This is a genomic window from Rhizobium leguminosarum bv. viciae (assembly GCF_012276115.1).
GTDB lineage: Bacteria > Pseudomonadota > Alphaproteobacteria > Rhizobiales > Rhizobiaceae > Rhizobium > Rhizobium leguminosarum_T.
In genome coordinates this window covers 502,474-523,490 of record NZ_WIEU01000002.1, presented here as the reverse complement: position 1 = coordinate 523,490, position 21,017 = coordinate 502,474, and the positions used below count along the sequence as shown (strand labels likewise).

Annotated in this window: 18 protein-coding genes; 8 read left to right on the top strand and 10 right to left on the bottom strand. The window is 61.4% G+C overall.

The window, feature by feature from the left end; all coding sequences use genetic code 11:
• Positions 1-8: 8 nt before the first annotated feature.
• The 7 genes from GFM02_RS05685 to GFM02_RS05655 form a co-directional block, all read right to left on the bottom strand.
• Positions 9-1,484 carry a cytochrome c gene (locus GFM02_RS05685; protein WP_168321076.1) on the bottom strand — a complete coding sequence of 492 codons (1,476 nt, stop codon included), beginning with the start codon at positions 1,482-1,484 and terminating at the stop codon, positions 9-11.
• Positions 1,481-1,912, bottom strand: coding sequence for a hypothetical protein (locus tag GFM02_RS05680; protein ID WP_020052768.1), 432 nt, complete (start codon positions 1,910-1,912; stop codon positions 1,481-1,483). The genes GFM02_RS05685 and GFM02_RS05680 overlap by 4 nt, the downstream gene beginning before the upstream one ends.
• Positions 1,909-3,435, bottom strand: a complete 1,527-nt coding sequence (locus GFM02_RS05675) for a cytochrome c (protein ID WP_168321075.1) — start codon at positions 3,433-3,435, stop codon at positions 1,909-1,911. The genes GFM02_RS05680 and GFM02_RS05675 overlap by 4 nt, the downstream gene beginning before the upstream one ends.
• 34 nt (positions 3,436-3,469) lie before the next feature.
• Positions 3,470-4,855 (bottom strand): NADH:flavin oxidoreductase, encoded by a 1,386-nt coding sequence (locus GFM02_RS05670; RefSeq protein WP_168321074.1) that lies wholly within the window; start codon positions 4,853-4,855, stop codon positions 3,470-3,472.
• 628 nt (positions 4,856-5,483) lie between these two features.
• Positions 5,484-6,584, bottom strand: a complete 1,101-nt coding sequence (locus GFM02_RS05665) for a D-TA family PLP-dependent enzyme (protein WP_168321073.1) — start codon at positions 6,582-6,584, stop codon at positions 5,484-5,486.
• Positions 6,585-8,060 carry a M81 family metallopeptidase gene (locus GFM02_RS05660; RefSeq protein WP_168321072.1) on the bottom strand — a complete coding sequence of 492 codons (1,476 nt, stop codon included), beginning with the start codon at positions 8,058-8,060 and terminating at the stop codon, positions 6,585-6,587. It lies immediately after the preceding gene.
• Between the two features lie 30 nt (positions 8,061-8,090).
• Positions 8,091-8,573: a hypothetical protein gene (locus GFM02_RS05655; RefSeq protein WP_020052773.1), complete on the bottom strand. Its 483-nt coding sequence runs from the start codon at positions 8,571-8,573 to the stop codon at positions 8,091-8,093.
• A 111-nt stretch (positions 8,574-8,684) separates the two neighbouring features.
• Between GFM02_RS05655 and GFM02_RS05650 the strand changes: the two genes are divergently transcribed.
• From GFM02_RS05650 to GFM02_RS05630, 5 genes are all read left to right on the top strand, one after another.
• The gene (locus tag GFM02_RS05650) at positions 8,685-9,074 is read left to right on the top strand and encodes a RidA family protein (protein ID WP_168321071.1); all 390 of its coding nucleotides are present in this window, start codon (positions 8,685-8,687) and stop codon (positions 9,072-9,074) included.
• Positions 9,075-9,095: 21 nt separating this feature from the next.
• A complete protein-coding gene (locus GFM02_RS05645; protein WP_020052775.1) occupies positions 9,096-9,959 on the top strand; it encodes a MurR/RpiR family transcriptional regulator in 864 nt (287 codons plus the stop codon).
• 25 nt (positions 9,960-9,984) lie between these two features.
• The gene (locus tag GFM02_RS05640) at positions 9,985-10,761 is read left to right on the top strand and encodes an SDR family oxidoreductase (RefSeq protein WP_168321070.1); all 777 of its coding nucleotides are present in this window, start codon (positions 9,985-9,987) and stop codon (positions 10,759-10,761) included.
• 15 nt (positions 10,762-10,776) lie between these two features.
• Complete coding sequence (locus GFM02_RS05635; protein WP_168321069.1) at positions 10,777-11,976, top strand: MFS transporter; 1,200 nt, start codon at positions 10,777-10,779, stop codon at positions 11,974-11,976.
• Positions 11,977-12,060: 84 nt separating this feature from the next.
• Entirely contained in the window at positions 12,061-13,263 is a 1,203-nt protein-coding gene (locus GFM02_RS05630; protein WP_168321068.1) for an ROK family transcriptional regulator, read from the top strand.
• Positions 13,264-13,278: 15 nt separating this feature from the next.
• On the opposite strand, the gene GFM02_RS05625 is transcribed toward GFM02_RS05630, so the two are convergent.
• Positions 13,279-14,193 carry a DMT family transporter gene (locus tag GFM02_RS05625; protein ID WP_168321067.1) on the bottom strand — a complete coding sequence of 305 codons (915 nt, stop codon included), beginning with the start codon at positions 14,191-14,193 and terminating at the stop codon, positions 13,279-13,281.
• A gap of 279 nt (positions 14,194-14,472) precedes the next feature.
• Between GFM02_RS05625 and GFM02_RS05620 the strand changes: the two genes are divergently transcribed.
• A complete protein-coding gene (locus tag GFM02_RS05620; RefSeq protein WP_168321115.1) occupies positions 14,473-15,213 on the top strand; it encodes a helix-turn-helix domain-containing protein in 741 nt (246 codons plus the stop codon).
• 85 nt (positions 15,214-15,298) lie between these two features.
• On the opposite strand, the gene GFM02_RS05615 is transcribed toward GFM02_RS05620, so the two are convergent.
• Entirely contained in the window at positions 15,299-16,114 is an 816-nt protein-coding gene (locus GFM02_RS05615; protein ID WP_168321066.1) for an oxidoreductase, read from the bottom strand.
• Between the two features lie 90 nt (positions 16,115-16,204).
• Here GFM02_RS05615 and GFM02_RS05610 point away from each other — a divergent pair, with 90 nt between their 5' ends.
• Positions 16,205-16,681, top strand: coding sequence for a winged helix-turn-helix transcriptional regulator (locus tag GFM02_RS05610; protein WP_168321065.1), 477 nt, complete (start codon positions 16,205-16,207; stop codon positions 16,679-16,681).
• Between the two features lie 86 nt (positions 16,682-16,767).
• Here GFM02_RS05610 and GFM02_RS05605 read toward each other — a convergent pair whose 3' ends face one another.
• Complete coding sequence (locus GFM02_RS05605; protein WP_168321064.1) at positions 16,768-18,789, bottom strand: beta-N-acetylhexosaminidase; 2,022 nt, start codon at positions 18,787-18,789, stop codon at positions 16,768-16,770.
• Between the two features lie 585 nt (positions 18,790-19,374).
• Here GFM02_RS05605 and GFM02_RS05600 point away from each other — a divergent pair.
• Positions 19,375-20,916 carry a DHA2 family efflux MFS transporter permease subunit gene (locus GFM02_RS05600; RefSeq protein ID WP_168321063.1) on the top strand — a complete coding sequence of 514 codons (1,542 nt, stop codon included), beginning with the start codon at positions 19,375-19,377 and terminating at the stop codon, positions 20,914-20,916.
• Positions 20,917-21,017 lie beyond the last annotated feature (101 nt).

Here is a 21,017-nt window from a genome sequence, read left to right as displayed (position 1 = left end):
CCTGATGGTCAAAGTGTCTTGAGATACGAAAGCAGTTGCTCCTTCGCCTCCGGCGGCAAATCCGTGCCCCAGAGATGACCGCCATTGCCGTTGCCTGGCCGGCTCGTGTGGTAAAGCGTGCCGTACCGTTCCCCCGGCGTATCCGGCATGCTTACGAAGCCTCCATTCTCGGCATCCACGAGATCGTAGCCGCGGTAAAACTGCCCCGGCCGCTCGGCGGGCGGAAGAAGCAAGGCCCGCAATGTCGGGACGCTGCCGTTATGCAGGTAGGGACCGCGCAGCCACAGGCCCCCGAGGCCTGTCGCGACATAACCGTCGGTCTTCTGGAAGTTGGTAAAACTCCAAGCGTAACTCGGCTCGTAGGCGGCATAACGGTCGCGGGCCGCGGGCGTCCACATGTCGAGGCGATGGCGGTCGGTGCCGAGCTCGACGATCGAGATCGGCGTCCGGTAACGAGGCCCATCGGCGTCATGGCAGACGGCGCATTGCGCGAGATAGATCCCACGGCCGGCGTCGACCGCCGCCGCATCGACATGATAGGGATCGCCTGCCGGCCTGAGAGGAGAAAACGGCGAGGGCGGCGGCCCCTGCAGGCGGATGAAATCCATAATGCGGCGAAGGCCCTCTTCGCTTCCCCCATAAGATTTGTAGGTCATCCCGTCGCCGATCGCACCCGAGACCACCGTCTCGTAGAGATCGGTTTGCAATCCGTCCCAATGGAGCGAGAAGCGGCGCGTATTGGTGGTGGCGAGATCGGCAAGCGACCACAGGGGCATCATGTCGGAATTGCCGATCGTGTGGTCGTCGGCAAGACGGAGGTTCTGGAATTTGACCGGATTGAAGGGATCGATCCGGCCCGGCCCCCAGTCCGGCCGATCCTTCATCCAGGCAAACTGCCGCCCCTGTTCCTGGAGGGCTGCCCGGGTCGCCGGCACCAGGACAAAGCGATAGAGCGCCCGCTCCCAGACCGGCATGTCATAGATCCTGCCGATCTCCGTCATCACCCGGTCGGCGGTAAACCGCGGATCGGCGCCGACATCGATGAGAAAACGGATATAGGCCTGCGGATTGACCCTCGTTCCCGGGCCTGCTTCGACCAGCCGCGCCGGCTCGTCGGCACGCAGCCGGTAGCTGCCCTGGTGGCAGAAGGCGCAGTTCGGCGCGACGCGGCCTATGACGCCGAGCGTCTTGACCGAGAGGCCGACAGGAACCTCGTCGCCGGCGCGCCAGTAGAGGCCGAAGGCACCGTAGCCGTCAGCGTTTGCCGGCATATGTTCGGGAAAGAGCTGCGGCAGGACCCGCCAGATCCAGTAGGGAATTCCCTGCGCCTCTTCATTGCCGATCGAACCGTGGTTGAAGACTTCAGCCAGATCGTTCGTCTTCGGCTGGGCGACCGGCCGGAAAAGCAGGAAGAACAGCGCGAAGGCGCCGACGACGAGCAGGACCAGAACGGCCAAAAGCCATTTCCAGAAGACGCGCCTCATACCTGTCTCCCTTCGGCGATATTCTGTTCGAGCCGCAGGATGCGCAGCAGACAGAAAAGCGTCGCAATGCCGACCGACCCGTCGAGGAAGACGCCGGCGAGATAGCCGAGCGGCTGGTCGAAGACGAAGACGGCGAGAAAGAAGAAAACCGTGCCGAGCGTGCGGGAGGGGAAGACCGCAAGCCAGGCGAAAACGCGGTAACGGTCGATATCGAGCGTCGCCGGAATGTAGAAGATCGACAGGATCCCGAGCAGCAGGCCTGCAAATCTCGGCCAGATCAGCTGGTTCACGCTAATGCCGAAGAGGCCGAGGATCCATTCCGGACAGAAGATGAGCGGCAGGACGAAGGCGAAGTTCAGAAGTATGCCGATCCAGACGAGGACTGCATGCCGTGCCTTCCATTTGCTGAGCGATCGCGACTGGGTCATAGCGTCTTCATATATTCGACGAGGGCGTCTTTTGCCGCGTCCGGCAGCTCCGTGCCGTAGCGGTATCCTTCATGGCCGGCATTGCCGTTGCCGGGCCGCGCCGTGTCGTAGCGAAAGAGATCGCCGCCGGCAGACTGGTCCCACCGATAGCCCACCTTGGCGAGATCGAACTCATCGCTGCCGCGGAACCAGACGGGCGGCCGCTTGGCGCTCGGCTCGAGCAGATCGCGCAGGGTCGGCACCGAGCCGTTGTGCAGATAGGGCGAGCGCGCCCAGATGCCGTCGAGCGGGTGATTGGCATAGCCGTCCGTCTTGTGGAAGCGGCTGAAGCGCCAGGGATAGCCGGCATAGAGCAGGTTCTCCTCGCCGGCGAAATTTTCCGTATAAGAGGTCCAGCGCCCAGTATCGGTGCCGATATCGGCGAGTGGAACCGTCTTGCCGAGGCGCGTGAAACGCTGCCTGTCGTAGCTGTAGCCGTTCGCATCCTTGAAGCCGTGGCAATCGGCGCAATAATGCAGGAACAGCGTCTTGCCCTCTGCCGCTTTCGCCTGATCGATGCCGGCTGCAACCGGGAACGGCGGCGAAGGCAGATCCCACATCCAGTCCTCGATGCGCGCGATCGATGTCCGGTCGACCGTCACGGGCGTGACGCCGGCGCCGAGTGCGGCGCTCAGGTTTCGTTCGGCCACGGAATCATTGTTGCCGTCCCAATGGAGGTTCATGCCCTCGCGCGGGCGCTGGCGCCAGATGGCGGGATAGTCGGAAGAGCCGTTCAGCGCCGCGCCGCTGATATGCGCCTCGTCCATCGGAAAGTTGAATTGCAGCGCCTTATAGGGATTGAACGTGTCCACGCGGCCCGGCCCCCATTCCTCCTGCCGCTTGACGAAATCGAGTTGGGTACCGAGATCGAGGAAGGCGTTCTTGACCCTGGGAAAGACCGCGTAGCGGTAGACCAGCCGCTCGAAGACATTGAGATCACCGCCGACCTTGGGGCCGTCGATCGTCGCAATCAGCGCATCCGCGGTAAAGCCGGGATCGCGGCCGACATCGATGAAGAAGCGAATGAATTCCTGCAGGCGCAGATTATTGGAAGGTGCGCCGGGGATGAGATGGCGAACCGGATCGCCGGGAAGATGATATGTGCCGACATGGCAGACGGAACAGTTGAGCCAGACCCGCTCGACGCCTGAGACCACGCGGCGCGACACCCCGATCGGAAGGTCGTCGCCGGGCTTTTCGTAGAGGAAGCCGAAACGGCTCCAGCCTTCCGGGCCGAGCTTGTCGGCATACATGACCGGCAAGGCCTTGAAGACCCAGTAGGGCGGTCCCGTCGCCGTCTCGCTGCCGATAGAGCCGTGCATGAAATGCTCGTTCTGGCTTTTGAAAGCGACGACATACTGGTTGACGAAAACCAGATAGTAGACGACCGCGAGCAACAGCAGCACGACGATCGCCAGCCACCAGCGGCGGTGGCGGGCGACTGCGATCTCGACGGGCGTTTTGCGGTCGTTGTCGCTGCTCATGAGTCCACTCCGAATGCGCGGGCGATGGTGCGTCTCAATGGAAGGTCGGCGGCTCGAAAACCGACATGACCTGCTTGATCATCTTGTCGTAGCGATCCTCGAAGCTCGTTCCGTCAAATCTGCTGAGGTCATAACAGCCGAGCGGGTTTTCGAGATCGTTGAGCAGACACTTGTTGCAGTAGGTGCATTCCTTTTCCGGGCCGTTTGCCTTGGCGAGGATCTCCGGCAGGTCGTTGTTGGCGATCAGCGGGCGGGCCATGGTGACGCCATCGCAGGCTTTCGAACGGATGGCCTCGGCGATCCTGTCGGCATGCTGGAAGCCGCCGGTACAGAGCACCTTGATATCGGGGTCGATCTTGCCGATCGCTTCGGAAACGGCGCGTGCATAATCGAGATTGATGCCCTCGATGACTTTGCCCCTGCGCCAGCGCCAGAGCGCCTGGAAGGCGCGCGCCAGCAAAGGGTTGGAAAAGATCGCATAGTTCATCGGCGCCCGCGTACCCTGCGAGAGCATGCCGTCATACCAGCGGTGAAGGTCGTTCAGCGGAAGGTCGCCGGCCGGATTGCGCGGATGCGGAAAGGTCGATCCGCTTGAAACATGAAAGGAATCGACACCCTTGCCGCCATCGAGCAGCATCGTGCAGATCTTGACGGTTTCGTCGAGCGTGTTGCCCTTCCTGATCCAGGGATAGAGCCAGTCATTGTGGTCGACGCCGTTGATCTTCATCTGCAGATGGAAGTCCTGGCCGACCTCGCGGCGGATCGCCCTGATGATCTCGAGCACGAAACGCGCCCTGCCCTCCCAGCCGCCGCCATATTCATCCGTCCGGTCGTTGATGCCGGAGCTTAGGAACTGCGTCAGCAGATAGCCGTTGGCGCCGTGCAACTCGACACCGTCGAGCCCCGCCTCCCGGGCGCGCCGCGCCCCTTGCGCGAACTGCTCCACCACTTCCGCGATTTCGGGTTTCGTCATCGCCTGGGCGAGCAGCCCATGGAAGTAATCGCTCTTATCGGTCGAACTCAGGCCCTTGTTGAACAGGTTCTCGACGCCGCCCATGTCCTGCTGGCGACCGGAATGGCTGAGCTGCATGATGAACCGACAGTCATAGCCGTGGACACGACGGCCGACTTCCCGCCAGAAGGGAATCTTATCGTCGTCGTCGATCATCGCGTAACGCACGAGGATGCGGCCGCGCACGGAGACCGGAGTAAAGGAGGAAATGATGCAGCCGATCCCGCCGCGCGCGAACTTCTCCTCCCAGTTCAGTCGGGCATTCCCGCCGTGACCGTTATAGTCGTCGAACTGGCCGGATATATTGGATCGGAAAAGACGGTTCTTCACCGTCAGCGATCGAAACTTCAGCTCATCGAAAATGAGCGCCGCATTGTCGGCGTGGATGTATTGACTGTCTGGATGCATGAAGGCTTATCCGGATGACGTGCCGAAGCAGCGGAAAGAGGAAGTAAAAAGCCGAAATGCAATGCTAAAGTTATAACTTTCTAGTGTGTCGAACGATAATGCAATTTAATGTGGGTTGCAAACGAATTTCGAGAGCAGGACTCTACTCGGCAAACCCGCCACGTCTTCAATTTCCTTAAGGCTTATTGCGGGACCCTTTGACCGGAAGATGCGAACTCAACTGTACTGTTGCAATTTTTCCTTGTGCTGCCTAACTGATCTCTCGGGTGCTCAGGCTGTCGTCTCGTTTCAGTTGAATCCGGGGACTTCAAAAGTGGGAACGCCGCCGTTCTCGCCAGTGAGGACGGATGCGTACCGCGGTGGCAGACAAAAAGTGATAATTTTCAAAGCCGATCGATCGGTTTGTATGAAGCACGATGTCACCAGCAGATCTCGATGATCCGTTGAGGCCATTGGGCTCAAGTCTCGAAAAGCAATCAAACTCAACGCCAGCGAATGCATGGGCACGGCACGGCATCTGAAACTCGACAACGAAACTGTATTTGACCACCGGTTCTGGTCAAAGTTTGAAACATACCTTCACGAGATGGCCAAGTGATGCATCTAAGCCCGCCGACCGGCTTTCTTCCTACCAGACGAGACCGCGGGCCGCGACATCCTCGACGCGGGTGACGATGCCGCCCCGATGGAAGACCATCGTGTCGAAAAGATTGGACACCACGCAGGTGTGGTTCGGGATGATGAAGAGCTTCTGGCCGATCTGCGGCCGGGGGCCGGTGCAATTCGACAGGTCGATCACGCCGTGTTCTTCCGAGAGACTGCTGATCCGCGCCTCGGGATAACCGACGATCAACCCGTAATCGCTAAAACCCTGAAGATCCGATGTCAGCGCCTTCGACCCGGCATCGATGACGGCGCGGTCGGCGTTTGGCCGCGACACGACGGTCGCCAGTACGTGCATCGCGCAATCGTCCTCGGTGCAATGGCCCATACGCACCATTTGGCGATCATTATAAATATAGGTGCCGGCGCGGTGTTCCGTGGCTGAGGTGACGAGATGCGCCTCGAAGAGGCTTGGCGTTCCGCCATTGCTGACGATCGGGCAGGTTATGCCTTCCGTTTTCAGCTGTTTCAACGTTTCGGCGATGAACGCTTCGACGGCGGCTGCCGATTGCGGCTTCGGATAGGTCACGATGCCGCCGAAGGTGAGGCCGTCGGCAGCGGCGATACGCCTGGCGAGCGAGGCCGCCTCATCCGGCGTCTGCACGCCGCAGCGGCCGCCGCCGGTATCGCATTCGACCAGTACGTTCAGCGGCTTGTGGCCGGAGAAATGCGCCGCGAGCCCGTCGACCGTCACTTCGCTGTCGGCGACGACCTTGAGGGCCGAAATTCTCTCGTTCAACCTGGCCAGCCGCTCTAGCTTCTGCGGTCCGAGGATATTGAAGGTGATGAGGATGTCCTCGAAGCCGGTTTCGGCAAAGACTTCGGCTTCCGTCACCTTCTGGCAATTGATGCCCTTGGCGCCGGCGGCAACCTGCGCGACGGCGAGAGCCGGGATCTTGTGCGTCTTGATATGCGGGCGGAAGTTCAGCCTGTGCTGATCCATATAGGATTGAACGCGGTCTATGTTTGCCGCCAGCCTGTCTTCGTCGATCACAGGACGCGGCGTCGAGAGATCGGCGATCCTGTCGCCCGCCTTGGCGATGACGGCAAACCTGTTGTCATGCATCTAGGCGGCTCCGCGTTCTCTACCGTGTGGATCGGCGACGATTGGCCATATGGTCTTCGGTGCCCGCCGGTACGGCGTCGTCGCCGGATTATTGGGATAGGGCGTTCCGGCAGAGCAGTAAAGGATCTCGGCGGCGATCTTCGAGAAGGACGCGAAGAAGTGGTTGGTGGATTTGATCACCAGGATCTTCTGCCGGGCGGGATCGATGCCCATCGCCGAAAAAAGGCTCGGATCGAAGCTTTGAGCGCGTGTCGAATTGAGGATGATGTCGATGCCGTCAAGCACGATATGTGCGGCATCGCCGAAAGGTGCGAGGCTCTCGCCGAACTGCATCTCGGCATTCTTCACCAGCTTGACGATTTTGACGGTACCGTCGACGGGATTGCCGGTGCCGGGCGCCGACTTGGCGCCGAAGCGCAGTGGAATTTCCGCCCCCTCGCCCGCAGCAAAACAGATTTGGACGGCCACCGGATCCCAGATGGTGCCGATCGCAGCACTCGTGACGCCGCGGGCCATAAGCTCTCCGAGGATAACAGTCGCATCCCCTGCCGTGCCGCCACCCGGATTGTCCCAGACATCGGCGATGACAACGGGCCATGCGGTGGCAGTCATCGCGCGCGCGACGGCTTCCTTCTCGTCGATCTGCGGCACCATGAACGTGCCGCGCTTCGAAAACAACTCGAGGCCGAGTTCGCACGCCAAAGCCGCGCCCTTCTCCGGCTTATTGTCCGTCACGACAAGTAGCTTCGTTCCCATTTCGGGAACGTCACCCACCATGAAGCCGTGGATCACCGAGATCGACAGGATGTCAGGGTCATCCTTCTCGATCTGCATGATCTTGTCGACGAAGGAGCGCATGGGTTCGCGCGATGTCGGGAAGACGTCGATCATCCGGCAGTCGAACACGGATATGACCGGCTTGACTTGGCCCTCGAGCGTCTCGACCGCAATGCGCCAAAGGTCCTCGGCGCGGTCGACGAAGTCCGTATGCGGAAACTCCTTGAAATAGACGGCGAAATCGAGAGCGGCGACACGTTTTGCGGTGAGATGGCTGTGCGGATCGAGTTCGGCGCAGATGAGGACATCAGGCCCGACGATCTCACGGATGCGCGACAGCAGATCGCCTTCCGTATCCTCGTATCCGGCAGCCACCATGGCGCCGTGCAGACCCATGACAACGGCGTCGACAGGCATTGCCGCGCTGAGTTGGCCGAGGATTTCGTCACGCAATTCCTCGTAGGTCGCCCGGTTGACGAGGCCTGCGGGATCGGCCCAGGTTGCCGTTCCTTCGATCAGTTCCCAACCCTTTTCCCGGGTGACGCGCCTGCCGACGGTGATCGGCGCGGTGCAGAGCGTCGGTGTTTCGGGATGCTGGCCGGGCGGGGCATAGAGAGAGGCTTCGAATGCGCGACGATCCACGCAGATCGGGGAAAAGGTGTTGGTCTCGGTCGCCAATGCTGCCGTGAAAATGCGCAAGAAAGTGGCCTTCGTGTTGTCGACCCCGCGTCAACCCATCGGGTTCGGCAGGTAGCCGGTAAAACCTGAGATCTTCCAGCGTCCTTGGTGAAGTCTGCAATAATAGAGCGTCTGCCATTGCAGGACGTCCCGGGTATCGTCGCTCTTGGTAATGCCGCCGTCGAATTTCTTGCGAACGAGGGCCATTTCGCCCTCGATTTCGATATCCTCAAGCGTCGTTGTGGTGAAGATCGCCGTGCGCGCATCTTCCGCGAAACTCTGCTCGGCGAAATCCTTTGCCTGCCTCAGCCATTCCTGGCGATAGGCTGACAGCGTCGGAAATGCCAGACGCCACCTGTCGGGGCTGACCTGCTTCTGGGCATCGATACCGATGAAGCCCTCTTCGACGAAGTCATGCTCGACCATCGACCAATCGGCCGCCAGAAACGCGTCGATATCGCGCGAAACGAGCATTTCCCAGATGGCATGCCGGGCGCTGTCTGACGGGAAAGGATTCTGGAAAGGATCGCGCATATCAGCCCCGGATTGAAATTCTTTTCATAAATCGCGTTTTTCACTGGTCAAATTCTGCTTTCTATGGTCACTTGTCAACTTATCAAGAAAATAATTTGCAAGGACTTCAGCATGCCGATCAAGCGCTATGGCACTGTTCAAACGGGCGCCGGCGGCAAGGCGCTGCCTTTCGCACGTGCGGTCGAAGCCGACGGATGGCTGTATGTTTCCGGACAGGTTGCGATGGAAAATGGCGAAATCATCGACGGCAATATCATCGCCCAGACCCACAAGACGATCGCCAACGTCCTTTCGATCCTCGACGAGGCCGGATATGGCGTCGAGGACGTCGTGCGCGTCGGCGTCTGGCTCGATGACCCGCGCGATTTCTGGACCTTCAACAAAATCTATGAGGATTATTTCGGCGACCATCCGCCGGCACGCGCCTGTGTGCAATCGTCGATGATGGTTGATTGCAAGGTTGAGATCGACTGCGTGGCCTATAAGAAGAAGGATAGATAGAAAACCATCGGGGGGACGGGCTTGGATATCTTTTCAACGCTGCAGGAAGACAAGGGTCGGCTCTCTCCCTCCGAGAGCCGCATCGCGGAGATTATCGTCAACGACTTCGAGTTTGCCGTGAATGCCTCGATCATCGAGCTGGCGGAACGGGCCGAGGTATCGCCGCCGACCGTCACGCGCTTTTGCCGGCGGCTCGGTTGTGAGAGTTTCTCCGACTTCAAGGTGCAGCTTGCCCGCACCGCCCATATCGGCGTTCGTTACCTGAAACCGGAATCGAAAAGCACCGATCCGGCTGATGTCGCCCAGGATATCATCACCAAGGCCCAAAACGCGCTCTTTCTCCTGCACCGATCACTCGATCTTGCCGCGATCGAAACCGCCGTCTCTCATATCGCCAAGGCCGATATGATCTATGCGTTCGGATCGGGCGGCAATTCGTCGATGATTGCCGACGAGCTCCAGAACCGCCTCTTCCGTCTCGGGCTTCGCATCACGGCAAGTTCCGACCACAGCATGCAGCTGATGATGGCTGCCGCGGCAAGACCCGGCGACGTGTTGATCGGCTCGTCCTTCTCAGGGCGCAATACGGAGCTGGTGCGCGCCTTCGAGCTTGCCCGCCAGACCAAGGTGAAGACAATCGCGCTCACCCAAACGGCCAGCCCGGTTGCCAAGGCCGCCGAAATCGTCGTGCCGATCGACCTTCCCGAGGGCCACAATATCTATCGCCCGACCTCGACGCGCATCGCCTACATCGCGACGATCGATATCCTGTCGAGCCTGGTCGCCTATGCCGTTCAGCCGAAGGCGACGACCACGCTTCGGCGTATCAAACAGCAGCTTGTCATTCACCGCGACGGCGACGACCGGCAATTGCTTGGAGATTGAGGTTCATGAACGGGAGCGACGGAAAATGACGCAGTCGATAGCCATCGTTACCGGTGCTGCAGGCGATATCGGCGCGGCGATCGCCGCACGGCTCGCCGATGACCACGACGTCGTGTTGCTCGCCGACATCGATGCGGAGGCTGCGGCTGCCGTTGCATCGAAGCTCGGGCCGGGCAATCGCTTCGTGGCCATCCAATGCGATGTAACCAGCGAGACGAGCATTGCCGAATTGGCAAGACGCGCCGCTGACGTCGGCGTGGTTCGAACCCTGGTCAACAATGCCGGTGCTGCCCGCGCGACCAGCCTGCACGAGACGACGCCCGAGATCTGGCGGGCGGACAATGCGCTTAATCTCGAAGCCGCGTTCTTGTGTTTCCGCGCGTTCGAGCCGATGCTGACGGTTTCGAAGGGTTCCGTCGTCAACATCGCCTCGGTCAACGGCATGCATGTCTTCGGACACCCGGCCTATAGCGCCGCCAAGGCCGGCCTTCTGCATTTCACCCGGCTGGTCGCCGTGGAATACGGCAAGTTCGGCATCCGGTCCAACGCCGTCGCACCCGGCACGGTGAAGACGCAGGCCTGGGAAGCCCGCGCCAGCGCCAATCCCAACGTTTTCGAGGAAGCACGCCGCTGGTATCCGCTACAGCGGGTCGTCGATCCGAAAGATGTTGCCAATGCCGTGGCCTTTCTCGCCGGTCCCCAGGCCGCCTCCATCACCGGCGTCTGCCTGCCTGTCGACTGCGGCCTCACGGCAGGCCAGGCCGAGCTCGCGCGGACCTTCTCCCAATCGGAACACTACTGACATCCAGATGCCCGCATGAGCCGCCTTTTCCCCGACGTCTTCCGCAATCCGGCGATCCGCGCCAGCATGATCGCTATTTTCACCTTCGGAATGGCGGGGGCGATGACTGCACCCTATCGTTCGGTCGTCGGTATCCGCGAATTGGGCTTGAGCGACGGTCTCTATTCCTTCCTGAGTTTCGTCTCGGCGGCGGTGAACGTCGTCATCAGCATCCTACTCGGCAATCTCGCCGACCGGCTAGGCGAATACCGGTCGACGATGATCGGCGCCTGCCTGTTCGGTATCGTCGGCTACGGCATGGTCTACGCCTTTCCAACCGCGGCCGTCTTCGTCATCAGCGGCTTGCTGCCCCTGCCGATCTACGGGGCGCTGAACTCGCTGCTGTTTGCCAATGCGCGCGCGGCGATGCACGGCATGAGCCGAAGCGACATGGTGACGGCCAACTCCGGCGTGCGCGCCATGATCTCGCTGTCCTGGGTGCTGATCCCCGGCATCACCGGCCTGCTGCTGTCTGGCGCATCGAGCATGCTGCCGGCCTATCTCTTTGCCAGCCTTTCATGTCTGCTCTGCCAGGGGATCATCATCTTCGCTCTGCCGAAGCGGGCGGCAACGGAGATGGCAGCAGTTCATCATCTCACCTATCTCGGCGCGCTTCGCCAGGTGGTTTCGCCGCGGATTTCAGCGCATATTTGCGGGGTGGCGCTGATCACCAGCACACTGCATCTCAATGACGCTCTGCTGCCATTGATCGCCACCGGTGCCGCGCATGGCAGGCTGAGCGATGTCGGCATTCTTGTCGGCATCGTCGCATTGCTGGAGGTCGTCTTCATCATCATCTGGTCGCGGATCGCCCGGAAAACCGGCCAGATGACGGCGCTTGCCGCCGGCACGATCATCTACGCCGTCTTCCTCAGCCTGCTCGGCTTTGCCTCCGAGCCGTGGCACCTATATGCGCTTACCTTGCTCGCCGGCATCGGTGCGGCCGCGATCATCAGCTTTCCGATCACCTATCTGCAGGATCTCATCGCCGACCGGCCGGGGCTCGGCAGCGCGCTGATCTCCGTCAACATCTTTGCCAGCGCCGGGATCGGCGCGCTGGTCTTTGCCGCCGGCACCTATGTGACCGGCTATTCGGGAACCGCCATCCTCAGCGCTGGCACCGGTTTGGCCGGCATAATGCTCCTCGGCCTCTTGCACAGACGCGGTGTCCGTTGAGCAAATAAGACGTTCCGAAGAATGGAGCTTTCATCGGTGTTCGTCTTGTGACAAGGGTGATGCTGCATTTCCTTTGAAGGCGACATGAAGGCAATCTCCGGCACGAATCTCGAGCAGGCCAAGTCTCACAACCGGCGTGTGGTGATCGAGGCTGTCCGCACCAACGGTCCCTTGTCGCGCGCGGCGATTGCCCGGATGACGGCGCTGACGGCCCAGACTGTTTCGAATATCGTCGAGGAACTGGAGAGATCGCACCTTCTCGTTCCGTCCGAGCCGCAGAAACTGGCGCGCGGTCAGCCGATCATCCCTTACACCATCAATCCGCGCGGCGCCTATTCGATAGGCCTCGAACTTGGCCGCCAGCGGGCGAGCGGCGTTCTGACGGACCTCTCGGGCGCAGTTTGCGCGCGCATCGAGCGCCACGTCGAACATCCCGATCCGCAAAGGGCCATGCCGGCTCTCCAGTCCATCGTCGAGAATCTTCAGCGGGCCTTCACATTCGACCGGCAAAGGCTGCTCGGCGTCGGGATGGCTCTGCCCGGCCGCTATGCCGATGGCGGCACCACGTCGCTCAGCCCGCTGAACCTGCCCGGCTGGCAGGGTTTTCCTGTCGGGCATGAACTGGAACAACGGGTAAAGATGCCGGTGCTGGTCGAAAACGATGCGACGGCAGCCGCGATTGGCGAGCGTCTTCATGGCGTCGCCCGCGGTTTGGGCAGCTTCGTCTATCTGTTTCTCGCAGGCGGCGGCGGCATCGGCGCCGGAATGTTCCTCGACGGTCACCTCTACAAGGGCAGTCGCAACAATGCCGGCGAGATCGGGCATGTCATCGTCGAGCCGCATGGCAAGCTCTGCAGCTGCGGCAAGCGCGGCTGTCTGGATCGCTATGTGTCACCGGCCGTCGCTTATGAATTCATGGGAATCGCCAATGCCGAGGAGCTGTCGCCCGACGATCTCGATGCGCTGATCGCCAAGGGCGGCGAAGGTCTCGACGCCTGGCTGGACCAGGCCGTCCAACCGCTGCGGCAGACTGTCGACTTTCTGGAACTGGCCTTCGATCCGCAGACCATCGTGCTCGGCGGCAGCATCCCGACATCGCTGATGCTTCGGCTTGCGGAACGGCTGGAGCCGCTGCACGCCCCGATCGACCCCAATCAAAAGCGAATGATCCCCCGCGTGATGATCGGCATGACCGGCAAAGATACGGCAATCCTCGGCGCCGCCGCCCTGCCGATCTTTTCCGAAACCAATCCGCGCTTCGACGTCCTGCAAAAGCCGCTCGGCTGATACACCTCGACCCCTTCATTCGCCTGCCGGCAGCCTCGCATCTGACTGCAGCGGGCGACGGGCTAGAGGTCGCGCAAAGATGACCACGTTGCCGAGAAGCGTCAGCGCCAGGCCGATCAGGCCTAGAGCGCTCCAGTGGTAACCCTCGAAGACCGTCGACAACGACAGGGCGACGATTGGGAACAGGACGGTGGCATAGGCAGCGCGTGAGGAGCCGATGCGGGACACCAGCATGAGGTAGGTGGTGAAGCCGATCACCGATCCGATTGCCGCGAGATAGAGCAGGGCGGCAAGATAGGTGATGTCAGGCGGTGCCACGATCGGCGTTTGCGTCACGGCAATCAGGAAGAGGAGGACGATCGCGCCATAGGTCATGCCCCAGGCATTGGCGGTCAGTGGTGAGATTCCGACCGCGCTGTTTCGACGCGATGCCATATTGCCCAGCGAGAAAAACAGCGTTCCAAGCGCTGCGAGCCCGATCCCTTTCAACGCGTCCATATCGAAATCGACGGCAACGTCCTGTCCGAAAAGGAGGAGTAGGCCGGCTGCTCCGAGTGCCGCTGCGAGAAACGTGCGGCCTGTAATGCGGTCGGCGAAGAAGAGGCGCGCATTGACGGCATTATAGATCGTCGCGAGCGAGAAGATCACGGAGATCAGCCCGGACGGGATAAAGGCGGCGGCCTTGTAGAAACAGATGAAATTGAGGCTGAACAGGCAGAGCGCTTGCGCAAGGATGAAAGGTTGATCGCGCAAGGCAGGGAGCTTGAGCCGCCGCATGACAGCCAGGATGGCGACGAGGATCACGGCTGCGGCCGCAAATCTGTAAAAGACCGAGACCAGGACTGGCACGGGACCGACCTGCATCGCAATGGCGATCCAAGTCGTCCCCCATATCAGGACGGTGGCGATGAAGAGAGCGGCATTTGCCATGGCGTGATCCTCGTTTTCGCGACCAGTAGGCGAACCGTGAGCAGGTCTCTTGCAGATTCTTGCTATGAAATCGATTTGCCCGGACTTCCCCGCTCGCCATGCGGGTCGTCCACCGGTACTGTTCGCAAGGCGTGGCCTTTGTGCGGGGAAGAATTGGTGAAAGATAGCCGTCTCTCGGTTTTCAGGTTTTTGTCCGCATCTCCCTCTGCGCGGATGTCGCAGTCCATCGATTTGGGGTTCGGGCGATCTGCGGCCCTCTGGAGCAATGGCAGCGACAGGATGAGCTATGAGCGTCCGGACGGACATACGTTCAGCCTTTATCTCAACGGTGGCGCCGGAACCCGCCGTCTGGATGGCAGCCCCACCGCTCGAGGCCGGCCCGGCGCCTTGTGCGTCATGCCGCAGGGGCACTCGTCCGAATGGGAAATCACCGATCCCTTCGAATTCGTCCATCTCTACGTTCCCGACGACCAGATGCGCCGGATGTTTGCCGAGACGTTCGACCGCGATTCCAGGCTTATGGCTCTTGCCGAAGCGACCTTCGCCGATGCACCCGTCTTGGCGCATACGCTTCGGCAGCTGACCGAAGCGATGTTGGCGGGTGATCATCTGCTGGCTGAAGAAGCCATGACGCAGGCGATCAATGATTTCTTCGTGGATCCGCGTTATGGAGGAATGCGTCTCTGTGCGATCAGCGGCGGGCTTGCTCCTCATGTGCGGCGCCGGAGTCTGGAGTATATCGAGGCCCATCTCGGCGAGACAATCCGCTTGCAGGATCTGGCGGCGATCGGGCAGCTCAGCGCCTTTCATTTTCAGCGGGTGTTCCGGGCAAGCTATGGTGTGTCCCCGCACGGCTGGGTGGCCCACCGGCGTGTCGAGCGCGCCAAATCGATGTTATCAGGCACGGACCCAATAGCGCAGATCGCTTCGGCCTGCGGCTTCAGCAGCCAGAGCCACATGACACGGGCATTTAAATTGGGCACAGGCGTCACACCCTCTGCCTACCGGCAACGACAGTGAAGCGCCTTCGCTCGACACGTGTTTGTTCGCTGTGGGCGGGCTGGACGGCAGCCTTGATCTCTTGGCCGATAACGCGGGCGCTGGCTCAACCGGGAAGTTTGTTGAATTTCCGGAGGCTTTTGTCGACGAAGGACTCGGGCAGGAAACGGCGGATGAAGCGCACCTGCCCTGCCGCTTTCCCGGCAGTGTAGCGTCTCTTCGGCGAGGCCGCATTGGCAGCCCGGATGACGGTTGCGGCGACTACCTCGGGCGCATCGCCCGTTGAGATGATCTCGCGCATCAGCTTCTCCGCGTCGGCGCGCACCGCATCATAGACGGCAAGCGGCCGGTCTGGCCGCGTGATGTTCTCCTCGAAGGAGGTGCGGGTGATGCCTGGTTCGACGAGCACGACGCGGATGCCCTGCGTGCGCACTTCATGATCGAGGGATTCCGAATAACCTTCGATCGCGTGCTTGGTCGCTGCGTAGAGCGCGTTGAAGGGCGCCGGGATCAGCCCGAGGATCGAGCTCAGGTTGACGATCCGGCCGCTGCGGTGCCGCCGCATCACCGGCAGCACGGCATTGGTCATACGCATCGTGCCGAAGACGTTGACGTCGAACACGGCTTTGGCCTGCGCCGTCGTCGATTCCTCGGCGCCGCCGAGCAGGCCGATCCCGGCATTGTTGACGAGAAGATCGATCCGTCCCGTGCGTTTCAGAACCTCGTCGACGACGCTCTGCACGGATTGATCTTCGATGACGTCGCAGACCAACATGGTGATGCCGTCGGCGGTGTCGGCCATCGGCCTTCGGCTGGTGCCGAACACCCGGTATCCGTCGCGTAGCAAGGCCTTCGCCGTCACCAGCCCGATGCCGGAGGAGGCCCCGGTGACCAGGGCAATGCCGCGTTCTCTTTTGTTCATCGATGTCTGCCTTCGTTTTTGTCATGGAACATCCATGCGCACTCTGTTACTATCAAAAAGATAGCAAGTCACTACTAAAAAGATATCGACATGAAGAATCTTTCCGAACAGCCCTGCCTGATCGCCCGCAGCCTGGCGCTCGTCGGCGATGCGTGGAGCATGCTGATCATGCGCGACGCCCATGCGGGGCTGACCCGTTTCGATGAATTTCGCAAAAGCCTCGGCATCGTCCCGACAATGCTGACGGGGCGGCTGTCATCGCTGACCGAAGAAGGATTGCTGGAAAAGCGTCGCTATTCCGAGCGTCCGCCGCGCGACGAATATGTGCTGACGGAAGCCGGCCGTGACTTTCTGCCGGTGCTGCTTGCAATCGGCGCCTGGGGCCGCAAGCACCGCGGCGGCGGCGCAGTCACCCGCTTCTTTGACGCTGAAACAGGAACCGAGATCGATCCCGTCACCATCGACCGCGCGACCGGCGCGCCTATTGGAACACGTCCTATTCGTATCGCCGCACCCGAAGGTCAGCTGCCCACGGCAGATGACGCGGCACCTGACAACACCCCTTGAAAGCGATGTCCGTATCCTTGCCATCACCGCCTCCGGCGATGGCAAGGGGGGATCCTCACATCAAAACCCGCGGCCCAATCCGCGCGCTACGACTGCTGCAGCCCGTAGAGCAGCGGCATCAGTCCTGCGAGCGCCCCGAAGCGCTCCCACGACTTGGATGGCGGCTTCGTCCAGCCGGTTTCGGCCAGTGCGGAAAGGCGCGGAAAGACGAGGCGGTCGAAAACGGCGCGATCCGTCATCGGCTCGGACCAGATGCAGGCCTGGATGCCGAGGAGTTTCTGTTTCTGGCTCGCCGTCCAGCCGCCGATTGGATCGAAATTGTAGAGTTTCTCGGCATCCGAGGTCCCCGCCCAGCTGGCGCCGGGCTCATCCCAGTCGGGCCTGAGCGCCATGTCGAGGTAATAGACCTGTCCGGGGCAGACGACGATTTCGTAGCCGCGCTCGGCAAGTTCGGCCGAGACCTCGACATTGCGCCAGCTGCAGAGATAGCTCTTCGATTTGTCGATGACATCGCCATGGGCCGCCTCTTCCCAGCCGCCGGTGATGCAGCCCTTGCTGGCAAGGAAGCGCTGGACACGGTTCAGGAACTCTGCCTGCAGGATGGCGGCGCCCGAGCCATGGATGTCGTCGGCGCCGTGGGTATTGGTCACGACGTTCAGCCGCTTGGCATGCGCATCGGCAACCTCGTCGCCCGCCACGCTACGCAGGCGCTCGAGCGCTTCCGGCGAGCCGGACCACGCGCCAAGCGGAACTTCGTCGGCGCCGAGATGGATGGTCTTGAACGGAAAGAGCTCGATGAGTTCCGAAAGGATCGTCTCGACGATGTCATAGGTCTTCTCGCGGGCCGGATTGATGCAATTATCGGGAAAGCCCTGAACCGAATAATAGCTGCCGATCTCGGCCGGATCGCGCAGCTCCGGTATCGCCTGCTGCATGGCGTAGCAATGGCCGGGGACATCGATCTCCGGCACGATCTCCACGCCGAAGCTCTTGGCATGGGCGACGATCTCTCGGATGGCAGCCTTGGTGTAGTAACCGCCGGTGCGGGCCGGGCTCGAACCGAGCAGCGGCGGAACGGCCAGACCGTGGCCACGCCAGGCACCGACCGCGGTCAAATCAGGATAGGCGTCGATCTCGACGCGCCAGGCTTCGTCGTCGGAAAGATGCCAGTGGAAGCGGTTGAGCTTGTTCCAGGCCAGCACCGCCAGCAGCTTCTTGACTTCAGCCGCGCCATAGAACTGGCGGGCGACGTCGAGATGCAGGCCGCGCCAACCCATCGACGGCTCATCGACGATCTCGCCGGAGGCCGGAAACCGGAAGACCTCGGGATGCAGCCTTGCACCGCGCCAGATCTGGCCGAGTGTGACAAGGCCGTAGAGGAAGCCGGTCTGGCTGCTGGCCTCGATGGTGATCGCCTCACTCTCGAAGCTCAGCCGATAGGCCTCCGGCCCGAAGCCGGCGGCATCCTTCAGGGCAACCGGAACCGCGCCTTCCGCCTCGCTCCGCACAATGCCTTCGACGGCGAAGAGATGCTCGACCAGCGCTGCGAAACTGCGTGATGCCGCCTCCCCTGCAGCGCTCTGCGCCTGCGGCGCAAAACCGGCCGGCAGTGGCCGATGCGAGGCGACCGCCACATGGTTCGGCCAGGGGATGATCGACACCTGAACGGGCGCATTGACGGGCACCGGATAGATCTCGGCGCCACGCTTCAGCGGCGCATTGCTGACCGAAGATCGCGTCGGCTCTATGGTGAGCATGATCGTGCTGCCGTCGGAAAGGGCGAGATAACCGCTCGTCGCGCCATCCGTCCAGTGGCGGAATTGCCAGCTCAGCGCGTAGACCGAGATCGTCCACGTCTCGCCGGCGCCGAGAACGAAATTGGCCGGCGGCTGGAATTCGGTGAAATTCGACAGCCGCTGCGAAACCGTGGCGCCTTCGACGCGCCCGGCCGGATCGACGCGACCCGGACCGCTGACGCACAGCGAGAAATTCGAAAGCGGCTCTGTGCCCAGATTTTTGAGGCGCAGGACGTAGGAAAATTCCTTGCCATCCGCAGGCGGGTTCCAAAGGGTTTCAAGCCGCAGGGCTTTTGGTCGCGGTGTGGACATGGTCACTCTTTCCTCTTGAAGATCGGATCATGCGTATTCCGGCGCATTACCGGGAGCGGAATTGGGTATGGCGCCAGCGGCCTTTTGGTAGAAGGCGGCGGGTGGAAATGTTGCCGATGATCGCGTGGCCAAGCCCGATCGGAGTGGTTGCTTCCGCAACGCCGGCTTCGATGCAAATGGGCGGGGTGCATCCTTGCTCAACCTCATCCCGGCGATCCCGTTGTTTTTGATGTCAATCAAATTGATTTAAGATTGATAGTCAGTTTCCCGCCGACACGTCAATTGCCGATCGGAAATTTCTGCAGCGCCTCCGGATCGGCTCTCAGCGACGCGCACCGAACTGCAGGAAGACCTCGTCGGGGCGCTCTCGGATTCCATCGAGTCGGGCATGGGACGGCTGGTTCGCGTTGGTGACGTATTTGTGTTGGCAGATCCCTATCCCTTCCGTCCTCATCCGAACTATGGTGTCGGCATCGGCGGAATTGCGCTCCACGATTTTGTTTGCGGCATGCCGTCTCGATCGTAAATAGGATCGGCCTTAGTCTTCGCACCCTGGGCGGAGAATGCAGCGCGCGGGATCATCGCATGTCGGAACGACTTGAATCTGCCCGCCCTGATGAAACACCGGCCATCGTCTGGCTCGGCTTCATGGCGATGTGCGTCGGCATGTTCATGGCGATCCTCGACGTCCAGGTGGTGGCGACATCGCTGCCGACCATCCAGTCGGCGCTGGATATCGATCCGAATCAGATGAGCTGGATACAGACGGCCTATCTCATCGCCGAAGTGGTCGCGATCCCGCTCACCGGCTTCTTGACGCGGCTGCTGACGATGCGATGGCTGTTCGTTACCGCCATCAGCCTGTTCGTCGCGGCCTCTGCCGGCTGTGCGATGAGCGGCAGCTTCGGCGAGCTGGTAGCCTGGCGGGTGCTTCAGGGCTTTTCTGGCGGAACCCTGATCCCCTCGGTGTTTTCGGCCGTGTTCATTCTCTTCCCGAACGAGCGCCAGGCACTTGCGACGACGATCGCCGGCGTTCTCGCAGTGTTGGCCCCGACCGTCGGGCCGATCGTCGGCGGATGGCTGACGCAAACCTACTCCTGGCACTGGTTGTTCCTGATCAACATCCTCCCAGGCATTGCCTCGGCAATCCTGGCGGCACGGTCCTTGCCGAGGCAGGCGACCGATCCGTCCGAACTCAGGCATCTCGACGGTCTGTCGCTTCTGCTGATGGCAACCGCGCTGACGAGCTTGGAGCTCAGCCTGAAAGAGGCGCCGACGAGCGGCTGGGGCTCAGCCTATGTGCTCAGCCTGCTGACGGTCTGCCTTGCATCGGGAGGTGTCTTCATCTGGCGAACGCTGCGCAGAAACCGGCCGATCGTCGATCTCGGCAATTTCGGTGATCGAAACTTTCTCGTCGGCTCCGTTCTGAGCTTCGTGCTTGGCATCGGCCTCTTCGGCTCGGTCTATCTCATGCCGGTCTTTCTCGCTTTCATCAGGGGACACGACGCCCTCCAAATCGGCATGACGATGCTGGTCACCGGCGTCGCGCAATTGATCACGGCGCCGATCGCGGTGGCGCTGGAGAAGCGGATGGACGCGCGATTGCTGTCGGCGGCCGGTTTCGCGCTGTTTGCGGTCGGTGTCGGGATGAGCGCTTTTCAGGATCCTCGTTCGGATTATGACGCGATGTTCTGGCCGCAGGTCGTGCGCGGCGTCGCCATCATGTTCTGCCTGCTGCCGCCGACGCGGCTGGCGCTCGGCACTCTGCCGCCAGACCGCATTCCCGACGCGAGTGGACTTTTCAACCTGATGCGCAATCTCGGCGGGGCGATCGGCATCGCTCTCATCGACACCATCATCTACACGCGCTCGGAACCGCTGGGACAAGGCCTCTGGACCCGCCTTCAAGCCGGCGACGTCGAGGCTGCGACATTCGTCGGCGCACCTCTTCAGACCCTATCGGGGCATAGCGGCAGCTTCGATGCGGATACCACGGCGCTGCTCGATCCGCTGGTCCAGACCGCGGCAAGCGTCCAGGCGATCAACGAAGCCTGGATGGTGATTGCCGTCCTGACCGGCTGCGCCCTGCTCTCAGTGCCCTTTGCCAAGCGGCCAGCGTCGACGTGAAACCAAGGTTGACGAAACCGCTTTAAAGAGAATCAACTAAGTTGTTGAAAAACCTGGAGCCGAGACTGCAATACGCCACCCGCCGTCAGTCTTCGCCACAA